Origin of the sequence: Streptomyces cinnabarinus, assembly GCF_027270315.1 — a bacterium.
Classification (GTDB): domain Bacteria; phylum Actinomycetota; class Actinomycetes; order Streptomycetales; family Streptomycetaceae; genus Streptomyces; species Streptomyces cinnabarinus.
In genome coordinates this window covers 7568570-7587233 of sequence record NZ_CP114413.1, presented here as the reverse complement: position 1 = coordinate 7587233, position 18664 = coordinate 7568570, and the positions used below count along the sequence as shown (strand labels likewise).

Below are 18664 nucleotides of genomic sequence, written 5' to 3'. Positions count from 1 at the left end.
TCACGTCGACAGGGCGCGGGTCAGCGCCCGTGCCGCCGCGCAGACCCTCGCCCCGAGCCGCTCGACGTCCAGGCGCCGGGTGCCGCCGGTGACCGAGATCGCGCCGACCGGCCGGGAGTCCCGGCCGTGGGCGTAGACGGGGGCGGCGACGGCGGACACGCCGATCTCGGCCTCCTCCAGGTTGACGCCGTAGCCGCGGGCCCGGGTCAGGGCGAGGTCCCGGGCCAGCTGGCCGGGCAGCACGAGGGTGCGCGGGGTCAGCCGGGGCAGCGCGCCGCGCGGGGGCCTCGGGTCCCGCGGTCCCGGATCCAGGGCGAGGAAGACCTTGCCGGTGGCGGTGCAGTGGGCGGGCAGCCGGCCTCCGGTGCGGGAGACGATCGGGGTGGCGCGGCGGCCGGTGACCTTCTCCAGGAAGAGGGTGTCGGTGCCGTCCGGGACGGCGAGGTGCACGTTCTCATGGGTGGCCTCGTGCAGATCGCCGAGGTAGGGCAGGGCGGCGTCCCGCAGTTCGCACACGGACGGCGCGGACACGCCGAGCACGAACAGGCCGAGCCCGATGCGGTAGGTGCCCTCCCCGGTCCGCTCGACCAGACCGAGCCGGACCAGCTCGCCGAGCAGCCGGTGGACGGTGGGTTTGGGCAGCCCGGTGCGCAGGGCCAGCTCGGCGAGGGCGAGCGGAGCCCCGGCGTCCCCGCAGGCGCGCAGCAACGCCGCCCCGCGCGCCAGCACCGACTTGGGCGGCGGACGGTCCGTCATGGACCGATGGTCGGACCCGGCGGCCGGGGTGACAAGATGCGCGTCACTGTGAATCGCTAGCCTCGCAGCGGTACGTCGACCAGGAGCGGGCCTCTCAACTCGCCTGCCAGCGCAACCAGTTCATGCAAGTGGTCGGCACTGGTGGCGCGTACCGCGTCGACCCCGAAGAAGTCGGCCGCCCGGGTGAAGTCCAGGGGCCCCAGGTCCGTGCCGGGACACCTGCCGTGGCCGCCCATCGCGGTGTAGGTGTCCTGGAGGGTGCGGTAGGCGCCGTTGCCCAGGACCACGAACAGTACGGGGGCCGACAGTCGGGCGGCGCTCCACAGGCCCTGGAGGCCGAACAGGGCGCTGCCGTCGCCGAGTACGGCGACCACGGGCCGCTCCGGCTCCGCGAGCCGGCGTCCCACGGCGGCGCCGACGCCCCAGCCGAGGCCGCCGCCGACGGTGTGGGTGTAGCTGCCGGGGCGGTCCAGGCGGACCAGGCACCGCAGCAACAGGCCCACGGTGATGGCCTCTTCGACGACCACGGCGTCCGGGGGCAGTCCCCGGGCCACGGCGTGGGCGGCGGCCCAGGGAGCGAGCGGGGCCGTCGAACGGGCGGCGCGGGCCGTGGACTCGGTGTGCTCCCGGTCGGCGGTGTGGCGGTCGCTCGCACGCAGGACGCGGCGTTTGGCGGTGTGCTCGGGGACGCGGTCGCCCAGGAGGCCGGCGAGGAGGTCCAGGGAGGGTCCGAGGGCGCCCACGAGTCCGGTGTCGGCGGGGAAGTTGCGGCCGATCTCGTCCGGGTCGGAGTCGAGTTGGACGACCGTGAGGCCGGGTGGGAGCGGGGGGCCCGGGGTGTAGTGGTGAGGGGTGAAGGCGTGTGCGCCCGTGATCAGGACGGTGTCGTACGGGGTGAGGGTCTCGCGGATGGCGTCGTGGCGTGGGGGGAGCATTCCGGCGTACAGGGGGTGTGTGGTGGGGAAGTTCAGGCAGTCGGCCATCGGCTGGTGGTGCACGGGGGCGCCGCATGCCTCGGCGACGCGGACGAGGGCGGGCAGGGCGCCCTCGCGGCCGACTCCGTCGCCGGCGACGATGACCGGGCGGGTGGCGGCGGCCAGGAGGTGGGCGGCGCGGTCGAGGCCGGGGGCGGGGCCCTGTGAGGGTGTCGGGGTGCGGGGCGGGACGTCCACCTCGGTGTCCTCCGCGAGCAGGTCCATGGGGACGGAGAGGAGCACGGGGCCCGCGGGGGGTCGTACGGAGAGGGCGAAGGCTCGGCGGAGGGCCAGGGGCAGGTCGGGGGCGTGCTGGATGTCGTACGCCGCCTTCACCGCGGGGTGCGCGAGGGTGATGAGGTCGGCGGAGAGCATGGGGTCCTGCTGGAGGTGTCTGCGGTCCTGCTGGCCTGCCATGACCACGAGGGGGGTGCGGGAGCGGCGGGCGTTGAGGAGGCCGATGAGGCCGTTGGCCAGGCCCGCGGCGATGTGGAGGCTGACGAAGGCGGGGCGGGCGGTGGCTCGGGCGTAGCCGTCCGCCATCGAGACCACGGCGCCCTCGTGGATGCCGAGGATGTACTCGGGTGGGTCTTCTGCGGCCGACAGGGCTGCCAGGAAGGGTAGTTCGGTGGTGCCCGGGTTGCCGAAGACCCGGTCCACGCCCTCGCTTCGGAGGATGTCCAGCAGGGCGCGGGCGGGGCTGGTTCCCATGGGGACTCCTCTGCGGCGGGACCGGGTTGTGCGGGGTTCGCCGGTCAGCCTGCGAGGGGGGTGGGGTGGGGGCAAGCGGGGCGTGTCGCTCAGCGGTACGAGGGTTTCTCGCCCCACCCGGGGGCTCCGCCCCCTGGACCCCCAACGGCCCTGAAGGGGCCTCGACCTCAAACGCCGGACGGGCTGAAAGTGCCCGCCCGGCGTTAAGAGGCCCCTAACTACTCCCTTAGTCCCTGAAGGGCTCCCCCTTCTTCGCCTTCTCCACCAGCAGGGTCGGCGGCGTGAAGCGGGCGCCGTACTTTTCCGCCAGTTCGTTCGCCCGGGTCACGAAGCCGGGGAGGCCGCCCTCGTAGCCGTTGATGTACTGGAGGACTCCGCCGGTCCAGCCGGGGAAGCCGATGCCGAAGATGGAGCCGATGTTGGCGTCGGCCACCGAGGTGAGGACGCCTTCCTCCAGGAGGCGGACGGTGTCCAGAGCCTCCGAGAAGAGCATGCGTTCCTGCATGTCCTTGAAGGGGATCTCCGCGTCCGAGCGGGTGAAGTGCTCGCGCAGGCCCGGCCAGAGGCCCGCTCGCTTGCCGGCGTCGTCGTAGTCGTAGAAGCCCGCGCCACCGCTGCGGCCGGGGCGGTCGAACTCGTCGACCATGCGGTCGATGACGGACTCCGCCGGGTGCGTGGCCCAGGTGCCGCCCGACTCCTCCACGGCCCGCTTCGACTCGTTGCGGATCTTGCGGGGCAGCGTCAGCGTCAGCTCGTCCATCAGGGACAGGACCTTCGCCGGGTAACCCGCCTGCGCCGCCGCCTGTTCCACCGAGGCCGGTTCCACGCCCTCGCCGACCATCGCCACGCCCTCGTTGATGAAGTGGCCGATCACACGGGAGGTGAAGAAGCCTCGGGAGTCGTTGACGACGATCGGGGTCTTCTTGATCTGGCGGACCAGGTCGAAGGCCCGGGCCAGGGCCTCGTCACCCGTGCGCTCGCCCTTGATGATCTCCACCAGCGGCATCTTGTCGACCGGCGAGAAGAAGTGCAGGCCGATGAAGTCCGACTGGCGGTCCACCCCTTCGGCCAGGGCCGTGATGGGGAGGGTGGAGGTGTTGGAGCACAGCAGCGCGTCCGGCTCGACGATGTGCTGGATCTCCTGGAAGACCTTGTGCTTCAGCTCCGGGTTCTCGAACACCGCCTCGATCACCGCGTCGCAGCCCGCCACGCCCTGCGGATCGGCGGTCGGGGTGATGCGGGCCAGGAGGGCGTCGGCCTTCTCCTGGGTCGTACGGCCCCGGGCGACCGCCTTCGCGCAGAGCTTCTCGGAGTACGCCTTGCCCTTGGCCGCCGCCTCGTCGGTGACGTCCTTGAGGACGACCTCGATGCCCGCTCGGGCGCACGAGTAGGCGATGCCCGCGCCCATCATCCCGGCGCCGAGGACGGCGACCTTGCGGACCTGGCGGGACTCGATGCCCTTGGGCCGGTTGGCGCCGGAGTTGACGGCCTGGAGGTCGAAGAAGAACGCCTGGATCATGTTCTTCGAGGTCTGGCCCGCGGCCAGTTCGACGAAGTAGCGCGCCTCGATGATCTGCGCCGTCTCGAAGTCGACCTGGGATCCCTCGACCGCCGCCGCGAGGATGTTGCGCGGGGCGGGGTAGGGGGCGCCGTTCGTCTGCTTCTTCAGGTTGGCGGGGAACGCGGGGAGGTTCGCCGCGAACTTGGGGTTGGCGGGGGTGCCGCCGGGGATGCGGTAGCCGGGCTTGTCCCAGGGCTGGAGCGACTCGGGGTTGGCCTCGATGAAGGCGCGCGCCTTGGCCAGCATCTCCTCCTGGGTGGTGACCACTTCGTCGACCAGGCCGTTGTCGAGGGCGCGCTGCGGGTTGTACTGCGTGCCCTGCAGCAACACCTTCAGCAGCGCGTCCGCGATGCCCAGCATCCGGACCGTACGGACCACGCCGCCGCCCCCCGGGAGCAGGCCGAGGGTGACCTCGGGGCAGCCGATCTTGGAGCCGGGGGCGTCGAGGGCGACGCGGTGGTGGCAGGCGAGGGCGATCTCGTAACCGCCGCCGAGGGCCGCGCCGTTGAGGGCGGCGACGACCGGCTTGCCGAGCGTCTCGATGCGGCGCAGGTTGCGCTTGATGGCCATGCCGCCGTCGAAGAGCTCCTGGGCCGTCTCCGGGGTGACCCGGATCAGGTCGCGCAGGTCGCCGCCGGCGAAGAAGGTCTTCTTGGCGGAGGTGATGATGACACCGCGGATGGTGTCCTTCTCCGCCTCCAGGCGGTCGGTGACCTGCGCGAGGGAGTCGCGGAAGGCCTGGTTCATGGTGTTGGCGGACTGGCTGGGGTCGTCGATGACGAGGGTGACGACGCCGGTGCGGTCCTGTTCCCAGCGGATGGTCGTGGTCATGAGGGAATCTCCGTAGAAGTCTCTTGTGGCCGCTGGGGTGTTCAGATGCGCTCGACGATGGTGGCGATGCCCATGCCGCCGCCGACGCAGAGGGTGGCGAGGCCGTAGCGCTTGTCCTGGCGCTCCAGTTCGTCGACGAGGGTGCCCAGGATCATGGCGCCGGTGGCGCCGAGCGGGTGGCCCAGGGCGATGGCGCCGCCGTTGACGTTGACCTTGTCCAGGGACAGGCCCATGTCCTTCACGAAGCGCAGGACGACCGCCGCGAACGCCTCGTTGATCTCGACCAGGTCGATGTCGTCGATGGTCAGGCCGGCCTTGGCGAGGGCCTTGCGGGTCGCGGGCGCGGGGCCGGTGAGCATGATGGTCGGCTCGGAGCCGGAGACCGCCGCGGAGACGATCCGCGCGCGCGGGGTGAGGCCGTAGCGCTCGCCCACCTCGCGCGAACCGATCGCCACCAGCGACGCGCCGTCGACGATGCCGGAGGAGTTGCCCGCGTGATGGACGTGGTCGATCTTCTCGACCCAGTGGTACTTCTGGAGCGCCACCGCGTCGAAGCCGCCGAGCTCGCCGATGTCGGCGAAGGACGGCTTCAGCCTGCCGAGGGAGTCGGCGGTGGTGCCGGGCCGCAGGTGCTCGTCGTGGTCGAGGACGACCAGGCCGCTGCGGTCCTTGACCGGGACGACCGACTTCTCGAAGCGGCCCTCCTTCCAGGCCGTGGCCGCCCGCTCCTGGGAGAGCGCCGCGTACTCGTCGACGTCGCTCCGGGAGAACCCCTCGATGGTGGCGATCAGGTCGGCACCGATGCCCTGCGGCACGAAGTTGACGTCGAGGTTGGTCATCGGGTCGTTGAACCAGGCGCCGCCGTCGGAGGCCATCGGCACCCGGGACATGGACTCCACACCGCCCGCGAGGACGAGGTCCTCCCAGCCCGAACGGACCTTCATCGCGGCCAGGTTGACGGCCTCCAGGCCCGAGGCACAGAAGCGGTTCTCCTGTACGCCGGCCACGGTGTCCGGAAGTCCGGCGGCGATGGCGGCGATCCGGGCGATGACCGAGCCCTGGTCGCCGACCGGGCCGACGACGCCGAGGACGATGTCGTCGATCGCGGCGGGGTCGAGGCCGGGCTGGCGGGCCTGGATCTCGTGGATGAGCCCGACGACCAGGTCGATGGGCTTGGTGCCGTGCAGGGCGCCGTTCGCCTTGCCGCGGCCGCGCGGGGTGCGGATCGCGTCGTACACGTACGCTTCGGTGCTCACAGGGAAGCCTTTCGGTGAGGGTCAGCCCAGCAGGGAACGGCCGATGATCTCCTTCATGATCTCGGTCGTCCCGCCGTAGATGGTCTGGATACGTCCGTCGGTGAACGCCTTCGCGACGGGATATTCGCTCATGTAGCCGTATCCGCCGTGCAGTTGCAGACAGCGGTCGGCGACGCGCTTCTGGAGCTCGGTCGCCCACCACTTGGCCATGGAGGCGTGCACGGCGTCGAGTCCGCCGCCGGAGTGCTCCTCGACACAGCGGTCCAGGAACGTGCGGGTCACCGCGCACTCGGTGGCCATCTCCGCTATTTCGAACCGGATGTGCTGCTTGGTGGCGAGCGGCCGGCCGAACGCCTCGCGCTCCTTGACGTAGGTGGTCGTCAGCTCCAGCAGGTGCTCGGCGCCCGCGATGGCGGCGACCGCGATGCTCAGGCGCTCCTGGGCGAGGTTCGTCATCAGGTGGACGAAGGCGCCGTTCAGCTCGCCGAGGAGGTTCTCCTTCGGGACCCGGACGTCGTGGAAGAACAACTCGGCCGTGTCCTGCGCCTTCTGGCCGATCTTGTCGAGGTTGCGGCCGCGCTCGAAGCCCTCCGCGCCCCGCTCGACGACTAGCAGCGACAGGCCGTGCGCCCCGCCCTCGGGGGTGGTCCTGGCGACGACGATGACCAGGTCGGCGAGGATGCCGTTGGAGATGAACGTCTTGGAGCCGTTCAGCAGCCAGTGGTCGCCGCGGTCCTCGGCCCGGGTGGTGATGCCCTGGAGGTCGGAGCCCGCGCCCGGCTCGGTCATGGCGATGGCCGTGATCAGCGAGCCGTCGCAGAAGCCTGGCAGCCAGCGGCGCTTCTGCTCCTCGGTGGCGAGGGAGGTGAGGTACGGGCCGATGATGTCGTTGTGCAGGCCGAGGGCGAGCCCGGGCGTCCCCGCGCGGGTGAACTCCTCGGCCATGACGGCGCTGTAGCGGAAATCGTCGGTGCCGCCGCCTCCGTACTCCTCGGGCACGGCCATGCCGAGCAGGCCCTGCTTGCCCGCCGCGCGCCAGGCGTCGCGGGAGGCGATGCCGTCCTTCTCCCACTGCTCGTAGTGCGGCAGCACCTCCTTGGCGAGGAAGCTGCGCACCGTCTCGCGGAACGCTTCGTGCTCGTCGGAGTAGATCCGCCGCTTCATGACTCGTGGCCCTTCATCAGGTCGGGTGCGTCCCAGTCGCGTGCCACGTCCGCGGTGTCGGCGCCCGGCCGCGCGGGCCCGGAGCGGACGGCGGTGGGGGTGGCGGAGAAGCGGGGCGCCGGGGCGGGCTGGGTGATGCCGCCGTGGTCGGTGAAGGTGCCACGGGCGGCCAGGTGCGGGTGGTCCGGGGCCTCGCGGAGGGTGAGGACGGGGGCCACGCAGGCGTCGGAACCCTCGAAGACGGCCGTCCACTCCTGTCGGGTACGGGACTTGAAACGGGCGGTGACGGCCTCGCGCAGCTCGCCCCAGCGGGCCCAGTCCTTGCGCGCGTCGGCATAGCCGTCGAGGCCGAGCAGGTCGAGGAAGGTGTCGTAGAACTGCGGCTCCAGGGCGCCGACGGCCATGTACTTGCCGTCCGCCGTCTCGTAGGTGCCGTAGTAGGGGCAGCCGCCGTCCAGGAGGTTGGCGGCGCGGTGGTCCTGCCAGCCTCCGGCGGCGAGCATGCCGTGGATCATCGCGGCGAGATGGGTGGTGCCGTCCACGATGGCGGCGTCCACGACCTGGCCGGTGCCGGTGGCGCGGGCGTGGTGCAGGGCGGCGAGGACACCGACGACGAGGTAGAGGGAGCCGCCCGCGTAGTCGCCGAGGAGGTTGGCGGGGGCGGGCGGGGGCTCGCCGGGGGTGCCGATCATGCCGAGGGTGCCGGTGAGCGCGATGTAGCCGATGTCATGGCCGGCGCGCTGGGCGAGCGGTCCGTCCTGGCCCCAGCCGGTCATCCGGCCGTAGACGAGCCGGGGGTTACGGGCCTGGCAGTCCTCGGGGCCGACGCCGAGGCGTTCGGCGACGCCGGGGCGGTAGCCCTCGATCAGGATGTCGGCGCGGGCGGCGAGGTCGAGGACGTGCGCGGCGCCGTCGGGCGCCTTGAGGTCGACGATCACCGAGCGCTTGTTGCGGTTGGTGACGTCGTACGCGGGATCGATCGCGAGCCCGGGGCCGCCGGGCCGGTCCACCCGGACGACATCGGCGCCGAGGTCGGCGAGGAGCATCGCGGCGAACGGGCCCGGCCCGATCCCGGCCAGTTCCACCACGCGTACGCCGGTGAGCGGGCCGTGCAACGGCGTCTTTGCCATCCGGTCCCCAGGGTAGGTGTGACACTACTGATGTAACACCAGGGATGTTAGGAACTTGCTCCAGCGAGCACAAGAGCAAGCGCTTAGTGACCTTACCGAGGTGCCCTGCCTCAGCGTGCGTCGAGCTCCGCGACCAGCCGCTTCGGCGCGATCGTGCGGTAGCTCTCCTCGACCCAGTCGCACAGCAGCTCGGCGCGCGGGGCGCCCTTCTGCTCCAGCGGGATGCTCACCCAGCCGGACTTGCCGAGGCCGTATCCGGCGGGCTCGGCGCCCGGGCAGGTCAGCGCGTGGGCGTGGGCGGCCTCGTCCTTGAGCTTCACGGTGACGCCCAGCGGATAGCTGCCGTCGTCGACGCCGAGGAAGACGAACACCTTCTTGTTGACCTTCGCCACGGTCTCGCCCCACGGGAACTCTTCCGCCGCGCCCGGCAGGCCGAGGGCGAACTGGCGTACTTTCTCCCACTTCTTCAGGGCGTTCCGGTCCACGGCCATCCGCTGCCTCCCAGCCTGGTCGTCGGGCTCCGCACACCTCACGCTAGCCTCGGCCACCGACAACGGCGCGTGGTGCGGGACGAGAGGTGTCATGAGCAGGCTGAGCAGAACGGATCGTCCCTACGACATCGTGCTCTTCGGAGCCACCGGCTTCGCCGGGGCGCTCACCGCGGAGTACCTCGCGGCGCACGCCCCGGACGGGCTGCGCTGGGCGGTCGCGGGCCGCGACGAGGCGAAACTGGAGCGGCTGCGCGAGGGGCTGCCGGGCGGCGACCGGGTCGGCGTGCTCCGTGCCGACGTGGCGGACCCGGCCTCGCTGCGCGAACTGGCCCGGCAGGCGCGCGTGGTGGCCACGACGGTGGGCCCCTATGTGCGCTACGGCGAGGAACTGGTCGCCGCCTGCGCGGACAGCGGCACGGACTACCTGGACCTCAGCGGTGAGCCGGAGTTCGTGGACCTGATGTACGTCCGCCATGACGCACGCGCGCGGGAGACGGGCGCCCGGCTGGTGCACGCGGCCGGGTTCGACTCGATCCCGCACGACCTGGGCGCGTACTTCACGGTCCGGCAGCTGCCCGAGGGCGTGCCGCTGACCGTGGACGGCTTCGTGACCGCGGACGCCATGTTCTCCGGCGGGACCTTCGCCTCCGCGCTCGGCCAGTTCGCGCGCGGGCGCCAGATGCTGGCCGCCGCACGGGACCGGGCCCGGCACGAACCGCGCCTGGTGGGCCGCCGTGCGCTGGCCCCGACCGGAGCGCCCCGGTACTCCGGGGAGATCGGCGCCTGGGCGGTACCGCTGCCGACCATCGACCCGCAGATCGTCCGCCGCTCCGCGAAGGCCCTGGACCGCTACGGCCCCGACTTCCGCTATCGGCACTACGCGGCGGTACGGCATCTGCCCGTCGCCGTGGCCGGTGTCGTGGGCGTGGGCGGGCTCGCCGCAGCGGCCCAACTCCCGCCCGCCCGGCGGTGGCTGTCGGACCGGCTCAAGCCCGGGGACGGGCCGAGCCCGGAGAAGCGCGCGAAGAGCTGGTTCTCGGTCCGCTTCGTCGGCCAGGCCGGGGGCCGCCGGGTCTTCACCGAGGTCTCGGGCGGCGACCCCGGCTATGACGAGACGGCGAAGATGCTCGCCGAGTCGGCGCTCTGCCTCGCCTTCGACGAACTGCCGCCGACGGCCGGACAGGTCACCACGGCCGTCGCGATGGGCGACGCGCTGATCGAGCGACTGCGGCGGGCGGGGATCGTGTTCCGGGTGGCCGCGAGCCGCTAGGCCGACGGTCCTACAGCGGCCACTGGACGACGGTGTAGATCATTCCGCAGATCCAGGCGAGCCCCGCGAGCGCGGCGAGGACGAGCGCCGCGTTCACGACCCGCTCGACGGGGCGGTCGGGGTCGGCGAGCGGCTTCGGGGAACGGTGCGAGGCCATGCGGTGGGAGGACATGCGTTGGGAGGACATGCGCCCAGCCTGTCGAGCGGGCCGGGCGCGGACATCCGTACGGGTACTCAGTCGACGTACTCAGAAGGCGCCCATTCCCCCAGCGCGGCTTCCAACCGCTGCCGCGCCGCGGGATCCCCGGACGCGGCAGCGATACGGCAGGCAAGGGGGCCGATCTCCCAGCCCGCGTGATAGTCGAAGTACGGCGCCGGGCCCGCCGCGTTGTGGGCGAGCTTGGCGACCAGTTCCGCGAGCCGGAACAGCAGTTGGTCCTCGGCATGGATGCCGGCGCCCCGCACCTCTCCGAAGACCTCCCGGCCCTCGTGCCACCGGTCCCGGTCGCCCGCCACGGCCAGCACGGCGTCGATCTCCGGCGTCCGGTGCCCCTCCCCCGCGGCCGCCGCGAGCACCCGGCCCGCCCAGGTCACCGGGTCCCGCTGCCGTTCGTACAGCGTGCGGCCCCATGACCGGCTGCGGTCCGCACGCGCGCGTGCCGCTAGTTCCTCGTTCGGCTCGGTGGCGGCCCGCAGCGCCTTCCGGCACAGCGCGTCGGCCCGCCGCGTCGTCTCCGGGAGGCGATACGACGGGGTGAGGGCGAGGACGTGGGCGCAGGCGTTGTCGAGGGAAACACGGTGGCCGACGGAGACGAAGACCGGCTTGACGGCCTCCCGCGTGCGCACGGCGCGGCCGACCTCCTCGGTGCCCGAGACCAGCGGCGAGGCCGATCCGCGGGCCGCGCCGGGCTCGTCGTAGGTGAAGGTGAACGGGTTCTTGGCCACGCCGATGGTGGGCAGGCCGGTGAGGACGCCGAGGTGGCTGGCGAGGCCGAAGCGGCGGGGGTGGGCGAGGCCGTAGCCGTCGCACACCACCAGGCCCGGCGGGCCGGGCAGGGCGTCGAGGGCGGCCAGCACCGTGGGGATCTCCCGGAAGGCGAGCAGCCCCGGCACGTACGGGAAGGAGATCCGGCCGACGGCCGTCGCCTCCGCGACGACCTCCAGGGTGGCCGCGTCCAGGGTGACGGCCGCGGCGGCCACGACGTCCAGTTCGTCGTCGTAGGCCACGTCCACGCCGGTGACCCGCCCGGTGCCGGGCGGTGGCCCCGGCTCGTCCAGCACCACGCGGGCGCGCAGTTCGTCCTGGACGGCACGGGCGTCTTCCTCGGTCGCGGGCCAGCCCGCGGGGATGCGTACGGTCGTCATGATGCGGACGAGCGTACGGGTCCCGGAGTCAGCCCTCGCCACCCAGGGCGCGCCGGAGCCCGCTCTTGTCCATCCTCGAACGGCCCTCGACGTTACGGCGCTTGGCCTCCTCGTAGAGCTGATCGTAGGTCTTGGACTCGCCGGACCGGGCGCGTTGCTTGTTCACCGTGCGCGCGGCGATCTCCTTCGCCCGCTCGGTGCTCTCCCCACGCTCCTGCGCGCTCTTCTTGATGTGCTCGTACTGCCGCTCCCGCTTGGGGCTCGAACCGCGTGGCATGTGCGCTCACTCCTTTCGCCGTCGGCGACCGAGTACCCCGGTTCGGGATCACCTCTCCAGGCGTGCCGCGCGGCCCTTCTCGCCCGCTGCCCAGCAGCTCAGGTCGGGGGTGCAGGCGACGGTGTCGTACGAGCCGGTGTCGACGGTCCGCCAGGTGCGGCCGGCGTCGGTGGTCAAGTCGGTGCCGGTGGGGCCGACCGCGAGGGCGGCGGTGCGGCTGTGCGGGAGCCAGGCGACGCCGGAGCGGTAGGCGCTCACCGGTGTCCCGGCGGGACGCCAGGTGCGGCCGCCGTCGATGGTGCGGGCGGACGCCTGCGGGGACGCCTCCCCGGGGCGGTAGTCGCCGCCCACCGCGAGCCCGTGGGTGCGGTCGCGGAAGGCGAGGGCGAAGACGCCCCGCGCCGGGTCCCCGGCCGGGATCGGACTGTCGGTGGCGGTCCAGGTGCGTCCTCGGTCGGCGGAGTGCAGGACACGCGCGAGTGCCGCGCCGCCGGTGGCCAGCCAGACGTCCTTGGACCCGGCCGTCACCAGACACTGGCCACTGGCCGCGAACCCTGCCTCGCCGTCCAGCGCGGCGGGCATCCCGTCGTCGGGCAGGACCGTCCAGCTGCGGCCGCCGTCCGCGGTCGACAGGATGCGGAACCGGCCTTCCACCGGGTCGCTCATCGCCAGCCCGTGCCGACGGTCGAAGAAGGCCATGCAGTCGTAGAAGGCGCGCGGGTCGGTGTTACGGAACGCCTCGGTCCAGGTCGCGCCGCCGTCGTCGGTGCGGTACACCCGGGACGCCTCCCCCTCGCCGATGGCCAGCGCCACGGCCCGGCGCGCGTCGAACGCCTCGACGTCCCGGAACTGAAGCTCCTCGGCCCCCGGCGGCGAGACGTTCCGCCAGCTCGCGCCGCCGTCCGTGGTCCGCAGGACGGTGCCGGCGCTCCCGGCCAGCCAGGCGGTGTCCCGGCTGACGGCGGCGAGCCCCCGGAAGCGGACCGTTGGGCTGCCGGTGTCCTTCACCTCCCAGTGCGCGGACCCGGGTGCCGGTCCCGGCTCGTGCGCCCGCGCGGGTGCGGCCGTCAGCGTGGCCAGTGCCGCCGCGCACACCGCCCCCGCGGCCATCGTGCGAACCGTGCGTCCCCAGCGTCGCGTGTTCCCCAAGGCCCTCATGGCGGGCGAAGCTAGCCCACGCGCACCACGCCGTCCAGATGGCCTCGGCAGCCCCGGACGGCCGCTGCGGGAACGGGAGAAGAACCCCGTCACTCCCGTGCATGAAAGGCGGTGACAGAGGTCACTCGCCCCCCAGGTGCACGCATCGGCCGTTTCCGTCGTCTCTTACAGTGCCCGGCCCGATCCGCCCGGCCGCGTCCAGCCGTAGCAAGGGAGCAAGGCGTTGTCCTACGTCATCGAGCAGCCCGTGGAGGCCCGTCTCGTCGCCGCCGCGCCGCGGATGCCGAACATCCCCGCCACGCTGCACTACGACCGGCGCGACCCGTTCGCCGTCCGGATGACCTTCCCCGCCCCGGCCACCCTGGAGGGCGTGGAGGTCTGCTGGACCTTCAGCCGTGAGCTGCTGGCCTCCGGCCTCACGGAGAACGTCGGCCAGGGCGATGTCCGGGCCCGCCCGTACGGCTACGACCGCACCGTCCTGGAGTTCCACGCTCCCGAGGGCACCGCGGTCATCCACGTCCGCACCGGCGAGGTGCGCCGCTTCCTGGACGCCACGAACGAACTGGTGCCGGTGGGCCTGGAGCACCTCCAGCTCGACCTGGACCATGACCTGGCGGAGCTGATGCGGGACGCCGCTTAATTCCGTTGACACCCTTCCGGCCCCCTCCTACGGTGTACAACGGTCCTGTTGCCGCCGATTGGAGAAGGCCGTTGCTCGTCTGAGGTCATGAGACACCGCGTCGCACCCCCTGAGGTGCGTGCGCAGCGTGCGACCTCGGCGTACGAGCCGTCCTCCGGTGCAGGGCTTTTCTCATGCCCGACATGCTCCGCATGTCCCTGAGGCATCCCCCGCGGGTCGCAAGTGTCTCGATACGCGCTTGCCCTTGATCGCTTCGAGCAACCGCGGAGGCCCGCATGTCAAGTTCCATCACCTGTACGTCCCTCGCCTTCACCTGGCCCGACGGCACCCCCGTCTTCGAGGGCCTCGACACCGCCTTCGGCCCCGGCCGCACCGGACTGGTCGGGGTCAACGGGTCTGGGAAATCGACCCTGTTGAAGCTCATCGCCGGTGAACTGCCGCCCGCCGACGGCACCGTCCGGGTCGCCGGTGAGATCGGCTACCTCCCGCAGAACGTCACGCTGGACACCGCGCTGCGGGTCGACGAGGCGCTCGGCATCGCCGCGCGGCGCGCCGCCCTGCACGCCATCGAGGCCGGTGACGTGGCCGAGGAGCACTTCGAGACCGTCGGCGACGACTGGGACGTGGAGGAGCGCGCCCTGGTCACCCTGGGCGAACTCGGCCTCGGGCACATCCAGTTGGACCGCACCGTCGGTGAGGTATCGGGCGGCGAGTCGGTGCTGCTGCGGCTGGCCGCGCTGCTGCTGCGCCGGCCGGACGTGCTGCTCCTGGACGAGCCGACCAACAACCTGGACCTGTACGCGCGTCGGCGGCTGTACGCGGCCGTCGCGTCCTGGCCAGGGGTGCTGGTCGTGGTCAGTCATGACCGTGAACTCCTCGATCTCGTGGACCAGATCGCCGATCTGCGCGCCGGCGAGATCACCTGGTACGGCGGCAACTTCTCGGCGTACCAGGAGGCGCTGGAGGTCGAGCAGGAGGCGGCCGAGCGGATGGTGCGGGTCGCCGAGGCCGATCTGAAGAAGCAGAAGCGCGAACTGGTCGACGCCCAGGTCAAGTTGGCCCGCCGCAAGCGGTACGGCCAGAAGATGTGGGACCAGAAGCGCGAGCCGAAGATCGTCATGGGGGCGCGCAAGCGCGCGGCGCAGGAGTCCGCGGGCAAGCACCGCATCATGCACGAGGAGCGGCTCGCCGAGGCCAAGGACCGGCTCGACGAGGCGGTGGAGGCCGTACGGGACGACGACGTGATCCGCGTCGATCTGCCCTACACGGCCGTGCCGCCGGGCCGGGAGGTGCTCACGCTCCTGGATCTGGAGCTGGCGTACGGGGCGCGGGTGGCCGGTGGGTTCGATCTGCGCGGGCCGGAGCGGATCGCGCTGATCGGGCGCAACGGCGCGGGCAAGACCACGCTGCTGCGCACCATCGCCGGGGAGCTCCGGTCGGTGTCGGGCGAGGCGCGGGCGCATGTGCCGATGCGGTTCCTGCCGCAGCGGCTCGATGTGCTCGACGGCGAGCGGACCGTCGCGGAGAACGTGGCCCGGTTCGCGCCGGGCGCCACCAACAACCGGGTCCGGGCGCGGCTGGCCCGCTTCCTGTTCCGGGGCGCCCGCGCCGACCAGAAGGCGGCGACGCTCTCCGGCGGCGAACGCTTCCGGGCGGCGCTGGCCGCGCTGATGCTGGCCGAGCCCGCGCCGCAGCTGCTGATGCTGGACGAGCCGACGAACAACCTGGACATGGCGAGCGTGAAGCAGCTCACCACGGCCCTGGAGTCCTACGAGGGGGCGCTGATCGTGGCCAGCCACGATCTGCCGTTCCTGGAGTCGATCGGCATCACCCGGTGGCTGCTGCTCGACGGAGAACTGAAGGAGATCACGCCGGAGGCTGTCGGGTATCCCGCCTAGCTTCACCGGGGCTGGGGGGAACGACCTCAAGGACGTCTCGCGAGGGCCACAGCCTGGTGACGAGGGTTTTGTCCAGGTGGTTCCGGCCTGGATGATGGTGGATCGGTGCCTCATGAACGGGTACCGGAACCTGTCGCCGATTCGGAGTACCCCGTGCCCAGCAAGAAGGCCCTCGTCCGCCGTCCCAGCCCACGCCTCGCCGAGGGGCTGGTGACGCACATCGAGCGGGAGAAGGTCGATGTCGACAAGGCGACCGAGCAGTGGGAGGGCTACGTCGAGGCCCTGCACACCCACGGCTGGGAGACCGTCGAGGTGGATCCGGCGGAGGACTGCCCGGACTCGGTGTTCGTCGAGGACACCGTCGTCATGTACCGGAACGTCGCGCTGATCACCCGCCCCGGCGCCGAGGCCCGCCGCGAGGAGACCGCCGCCGTGGAGGAGGCCGTCGCCTCGCTGGGCTGCTCGGTGAACTGGATCTGGGAGCCGGGCACCCTCGACGGCGGTGACGTCCTGAAGATCGGTGACACGATCTACGTCGGCCGCGGCGGGCGCACCAACGCGGCCGGGGTCCAGCAGGTGCGGGCCGCCTTCGAACCGCTCGGGGCGCGGGTGGTCGCCGTACCCGTGAGCAAGGTGCTGCATCTGAAGTCCGCGGTCACCGCACTGCCGGACGGCACGGTGATCGGACACATCCCGAAGATCGACCGGCCGTCGCTGTTCCCGCGCTTCCTGTCGGTGCCCGAGGAGGCCGGCGGCCATGTCGTGCTGCTCGGCGGGCACAAGCTGCTGATCTCGGCGAGCGCGCCGAAGACCGCGGAACTGCTCACCGACCTCGGCCATGAGCCGGTGGTGGTCGACATCAGCGAGTTCGAGAAACTCGAAGGATGTGTGACATGTCTCTCGGTCCGGATGCGGGAGCTGTACGCCTGACCGGGTGACCGCGTCACTCGCCCAGCCCCGGGACCTGCGATTCCCGGGGCTGTTTGGCATGCCCTCAACTGTCCGGGGAACCCGCCCTGATCAGCGATCTTTACACTACTCTTAACCTACGGCTTCGTAACCTACGGATTCGTAGCCTACGATCCCGTAGGTTCACCCGACCGTTCGCCGGTCCGTTCCGCTCGTGTTACGTCCCCCTGGAGTCCCCGTGACGATCACTTCCCCGCACCTCGGCAGCCCGTCCGCGGCCTGGACCGACGCTCGGCTGCTCTATGCGCTGGAGGAAGTGGTCGAGACGGAGCTGAACCGCCATCTGAAGGTCGCCAAGGACTGGATGCCGCACGAGTACGTGCCGTGGACCGACGGCCGCAACTTCCCCGGCTTCTTCGAGGACGGCGAGGCCTGGGACAAGGAGCAGTCCAAGGTCACCGACATCGGCCGGATCGCCCTGGTGGTGAACCTGCTCACCGAGGACAACCTCCCCAGCTACCACCACGAGATCGCCAGCCTGTTCGGCCGGGACGGCGCCTGGGGCACCTGGGTGCACCGCTGGACCGCCGAGGAGGGCCGGCACGGCATCGTGATGCGCGACTACCTGCTGACCTCCCGCGCGGTGGACCCGGACCAGCTGGAGCAGTTCCGCATGGCCCACATGAGCGAGGGCTTCGAGTCGGACAACCGGCACTCGATGCTGCACTCGGTGGCCTACGTCGCCTTCCAGGAGCTGGCCACCCGGATCTCGCACCGCAACACCGGTCACCAGTCCGGGGATCCGGTCTGCGACCGCATGCTGGCCCGGATCGCGGCCGACGAGAACCTGCACATGATCTTCTACCGGAATCTGCTGAAGTCCGCGTTCGAGATCGCCCCCGACCTGACCATGCAGGCGGTGCGGGACGTGGTCGTGAACTTCCGGATGCCCGGCCACGGCATGCCCGGCTTCGAGCGGCTCGCGGCGCAGATGGCGATCGGCGAGGTCTACAACCTGCGCATCCACCACGACGACGTGCTCCAGCCGGTGCTGCGCTTCCTGAAGATCATGGAGATCGACGGCCTCGGCCCGGAGGGACAGCAGGCGCAGGACGAGCTCGGTCTGTTCATGGGCGGCCTGGACGCGGAGGCCGCCAAGTTCGACGAGAAGCTGGCCGCCCGCAAGGCCCGGATGGCGGCCCGCGCCGGGAACTGACGCCCGCCCGGAATTCTCTTGGGCAAGATCGCGGGCCTGCGGCATCATGCAGGCCATGCGTGACAACAGCAGGTCGGAACAGGCGGTCGGGTTCCTGCTCGGCCTGATCGAGGTGGAGACCGCCGCCCGGGTCCGGGCCCGCACTGGCCTGCCCGCGGCAGAGGCCCCCGAGGCGTCCGTACGGCGGCTCCAGCGCGCTTGGAGGGGCCGCTTCCTGCCCGCCTCGGTGGTGCTGTGGATCCTGGAGAACGACAACCCGGTGCTCAACACCGTGGTGTTCCCGCACCTGGAGCCGCAGCCCGGGCTGCGCCGGGCCGTGGTGCGCGGGGTGCCGTTCGGGTCGGGCCGCACCGACCCGGTCCGGGTGGACACCATCCTCCTGAGCCAGGAGCCGGAGGTGCCGCCCTCCTACGGCCGGCTCGGCCTCGTCGGCTGTCTGCGCGCGGCCACCACAATGAACGAGGGCCGCGCGGCCTCCTCGATGGTCCTCACCCGCGCGGACTGGGCGACGGTCGGCGAGGCGGACCGGGAGCGCCCGCTGCCCGGGTACGCGCGCTGGTCGCTGTCGATCCGCCCGGACTGCCCGCCCTCCGTGCGCGCCGGGTTCGGCTCGCACGCCAAGTTCACGCACCGGCTGCGGCAGGCGGGGATCCTGGGAGGGCCCGCGGAGTTCGCGTTCTCCCACGAGCCCGCCGTCGACGTGCTGGAGATGCTGGGGATGGGCCGGGCCCTGTTCCATGAGCGGGTCCGCGAGGCGGAGGACGCGCTGCGGCCGCTCGTCGAGGAGCACCTGGGCGAGCGGGAGGAGGCCTGGGCGGTGCTGGCCCAGCTGATGGAGACGTTCCACGGGAACACGCGCGAGCTGGTGATGACGGCGGGCGCCATCGCCTGAACCGTCGGTGAGGGGGCGGGGCGGCCGGATTCGAACCGGCGTGTTCTGGTTTTGGAGACCGGTGCGCCTGCCTCTGCGCTACGACCCCGCCCTTGGCATGGGATCGTAATGGCTTGGCCCGATGTCAGTCCTCCCTGGTACCAATGATCCACGGGGGAAGTCCGG

16 protein-coding genes, 1 tRNA gene and 1 pseudogene are annotated in these 18664 nt (G+C 71.8%); 6 read left to right on the top strand and 12 right to left on the bottom strand.

What is annotated here, in order from left to right; genetic code table 11:
• From STRCI_RS34210 to STRCI_RS34180, 7 genes are all read right to left on the bottom strand, one after another.
• Positions 1 to 756: an IclR family transcriptional regulator gene (locus tag STRCI_RS34210; RefSeq protein ID WP_269662836.1), complete on the bottom strand. Its 756-nt coding sequence runs from the start codon at positions 754 to 756 to the stop codon at positions 1 to 3.
• A gap of 56 nt (positions 757 to 812) precedes the next feature.
• Positions 813 to 2441 carry a thiamine pyrophosphate-binding protein gene (locus tag STRCI_RS34205; protein WP_269662835.1) on the bottom strand — a complete coding sequence of 543 codons (1629 nt, stop codon included), beginning with the start codon at positions 2439 to 2441 and terminating at the stop codon, positions 813 to 815.
• A gap of 226 nt (positions 2442 to 2667) precedes the next feature.
• On the bottom strand, positions 2668 to 4833 hold the full coding sequence (locus tag STRCI_RS34200; protein WP_269662834.1) for a 3-hydroxyacyl-CoA dehydrogenase NAD-binding domain-containing protein: 2166 nt from the start codon (positions 4831 to 4833) through the stop codon (positions 2668 to 2670).
• 41 nt (positions 4834 to 4874) lie between these two features.
• Positions 4875 to 6089: an acetyl-CoA C-acetyltransferase gene (locus STRCI_RS34195; RefSeq protein ID WP_269662833.1), complete on the bottom strand. Its 1215-nt coding sequence runs from the start codon at positions 6087 to 6089 to the stop codon at positions 4875 to 4877.
• 21 nt (positions 6090 to 6110) lie between these two features.
• The gene (locus tag STRCI_RS34190) at positions 6111 to 7253 is read right to left on the bottom strand and encodes an acyl-CoA dehydrogenase family protein (protein WP_269662832.1); all 1143 of its coding nucleotides are present in this window, start codon (positions 7251 to 7253) and stop codon (positions 6111 to 6113) included.
• Positions 7250 to 8383 carry a CaiB/BaiF CoA transferase family protein gene (locus tag STRCI_RS34185; protein ID WP_269662831.1) on the bottom strand — a complete coding sequence of 378 codons (1134 nt, stop codon included), beginning with the start codon at positions 8381 to 8383 and terminating at the stop codon, positions 7250 to 7252. Before STRCI_RS34185 ends, STRCI_RS34190 begins: the two co-directional genes overlap by 4 nt.
• A gap of 110 nt (positions 8384 to 8493) precedes the next feature.
• Entirely contained in the window at positions 8494 to 8874 is a 381-nt protein-coding gene (locus tag STRCI_RS34180) for an MmcQ/YjbR family DNA-binding protein (RefSeq protein ID WP_269662830.1), read from the bottom strand.
• Positions 8875 to 8965: 91 nt separating this feature from the next.
• Here STRCI_RS34180 and STRCI_RS34175 point away from each other — a divergent pair, with 91 nt between their 5' ends.
• On the top strand, positions 8966 to 10144 hold the full coding sequence (locus tag STRCI_RS34175) for a saccharopine dehydrogenase family protein (RefSeq protein WP_269662829.1): 1179 nt from the start codon (positions 8966 to 8968) through the stop codon (positions 10142 to 10144).
• A gap of 10 nt (positions 10145 to 10154) precedes the next feature.
• Here STRCI_RS34175 and mmpA read toward each other — a convergent pair whose 3' ends face one another.
• The 4 genes and pseudogenes from mmpA to STRCI_RS34155 form a co-directional block, all read right to left on the bottom strand.
• Positions 10155 to 10301 carry a morphogenic membrane protein MmpA gene (mmpA, locus tag STRCI_RS34170; protein ID WP_418953479.1) on the bottom strand — a complete coding sequence of 49 codons (147 nt, stop codon included), beginning with the start codon at positions 10299 to 10301 and terminating at the stop codon, positions 10155 to 10157.
• 524 nt (positions 10302 to 10825) lie between these two features.
• Positions 10826 to 11509, bottom strand: a pseudogene (locus STRCI_RS34165) (endonuclease V); the annotation flags it as partial.
• Positions 11510 to 11537: 28 nt separating this feature from the next.
• The gene (locus STRCI_RS34160) at positions 11538 to 11786 is read right to left on the bottom strand and encodes a plasmid stabilization protein (protein WP_269662828.1); all 249 of its coding nucleotides are present in this window, start codon (positions 11784 to 11786) and stop codon (positions 11538 to 11540) included.
• Positions 11787 to 11834: 48 nt separating this feature from the next.
• Positions 11835 to 12896 carry a WD40/YVTN/BNR-like repeat-containing protein gene (locus STRCI_RS34155; protein WP_269662827.1) on the bottom strand — a complete coding sequence of 354 codons (1062 nt, stop codon included), beginning with the start codon at positions 12894 to 12896 and terminating at the stop codon, positions 11835 to 11837.
• A 271-nt stretch (positions 12897 to 13167) separates the two neighbouring features.
• Here STRCI_RS34155 and ssgD point away from each other — a divergent pair, with 271 nt between their 5' ends.
• The 5 genes from ssgD (at position 13168) to STRCI_RS34130 (ending at position 18499) form a co-directional block, all read left to right on the top strand.
• On the top strand, positions 13168 to 13584 hold the full coding sequence (gene ssgD, locus STRCI_RS34150) for a spore wall synthesis regulator SsgD (protein ID WP_269662826.1): 417 nt from the start codon (positions 13168 to 13170) through the stop codon (positions 13582 to 13584).
• A 275-nt stretch (positions 13585 to 13859) separates the two neighbouring features.
• Positions 13860 to 15482: an ABC-F family ATP-binding cassette domain-containing protein gene (locus STRCI_RS34145; protein WP_269662825.1), complete on the top strand. Its 1623-nt coding sequence runs from the start codon at positions 13860 to 13862 to the stop codon at positions 15480 to 15482.
• A 153-nt stretch (positions 15483 to 15635) separates the two neighbouring features.
• A complete protein-coding gene (gene ddaH / locus STRCI_RS34140) occupies positions 15636 to 16412 on the top strand; it encodes a dimethylargininase (RefSeq protein WP_269662824.1) in 777 nt (258 codons plus the stop codon).
• A 217-nt stretch (positions 16413 to 16629) separates the two neighbouring features.
• Positions 16630 to 17607 carry an acyl-ACP desaturase gene (locus STRCI_RS34135; RefSeq protein ID WP_269662823.1) on the top strand — a complete coding sequence of 326 codons (978 nt, stop codon included), beginning with the start codon at positions 16630 to 16632 and terminating at the stop codon, positions 17605 to 17607.
• 55 nt (positions 17608 to 17662) lie between these two features.
• Complete coding sequence (locus tag STRCI_RS34130) at positions 17663 to 18499, top strand: hypothetical protein (RefSeq protein WP_269662822.1); 837 nt, start codon at positions 17663 to 17665, stop codon at positions 18497 to 18499.
• 14 nt (positions 18500 to 18513) lie between these two features.
• On the opposite strand, the gene STRCI_RS34125 is transcribed toward STRCI_RS34130, so the two are convergent.
• A tRNA-Trp gene (locus tag STRCI_RS34125) sits at positions 18514 to 18589 on the bottom strand.
• Positions 18590 to 18664: the final 75 nt, after the last annotated feature.

Coding starts and splice junctions, on each gene's coding strand:
- STRCI_RS34210 (WP_269662836.1), bottom strand. CDS start 756: ATGACGGACCGTCCGCCGCCCAAGTCGGTGCTGGCGCGCGGGGCGGCG.
- STRCI_RS34205 (WP_269662835.1), bottom strand. CDS start 2,441: ATGGGAACCAGCCCCGCCCGCGCCCTGCTGGACATCCTCCGAAGCGAG.
- STRCI_RS34200 (WP_269662834.1), bottom strand. CDS start 4,833: ATGACCACGACCATCCGCTGGGAACAGGACCGCACCGGCGTCGTCACC.
- STRCI_RS34190 (WP_269662832.1), bottom strand. CDS start 7,253: ATGAAGCGGCGGATCTACTCCGACGAGCACGAAGCGTTCCGCGAGACG.
- STRCI_RS34185 (WP_269662831.1), bottom strand. CDS start 8,383: ATGGCAAAGACGCCGTTGCACGGCCCGCTCACCGGCGTACGCGTGGTG.
- STRCI_RS34180 (WP_269662830.1), bottom strand. CDS start 8,874: ATGGCCGTGGACCGGAACGCCCTGAAGAAGTGGGAGAAAGTACGCCAG.
- STRCI_RS34175 (WP_269662829.1), top strand. CDS start 8,966: ATGAGCAGGCTGAGCAGAACGGATCGTCCCTACGACATCGTGCTCTTC.
- mmpA (WP_418953479.1), bottom strand. CDS start 10,301: ATGGCCTCGCACCGTTCCCCGAAGCCGCTCGCCGACCCCGACCGCCCC.
- STRCI_RS34160 (WP_269662828.1), bottom strand. CDS start 11,786: ATGCCACGCGGTTCGAGCCCCAAGCGGGAGCGGCAGTACGAGCACATC.
- STRCI_RS34155 (WP_269662827.1), bottom strand. CDS start 12,896: ATGGCCGCGGGGGCGGTGTGCGCGGCGGCACTGGCCACGCTGACGGCC.
- STRCI_RS34145 (WP_269662825.1), top strand. CDS start 13,860: ATGTCAAGTTCCATCACCTGTACGTCCCTCGCCTTCACCTGGCCCGAC.
- STRCI_RS34130 (WP_269662822.1), top strand. CDS start 17,663: ATGCGTGACAACAGCAGGTCGGAACAGGCGGTCGGGTTCCTGCTCGGC.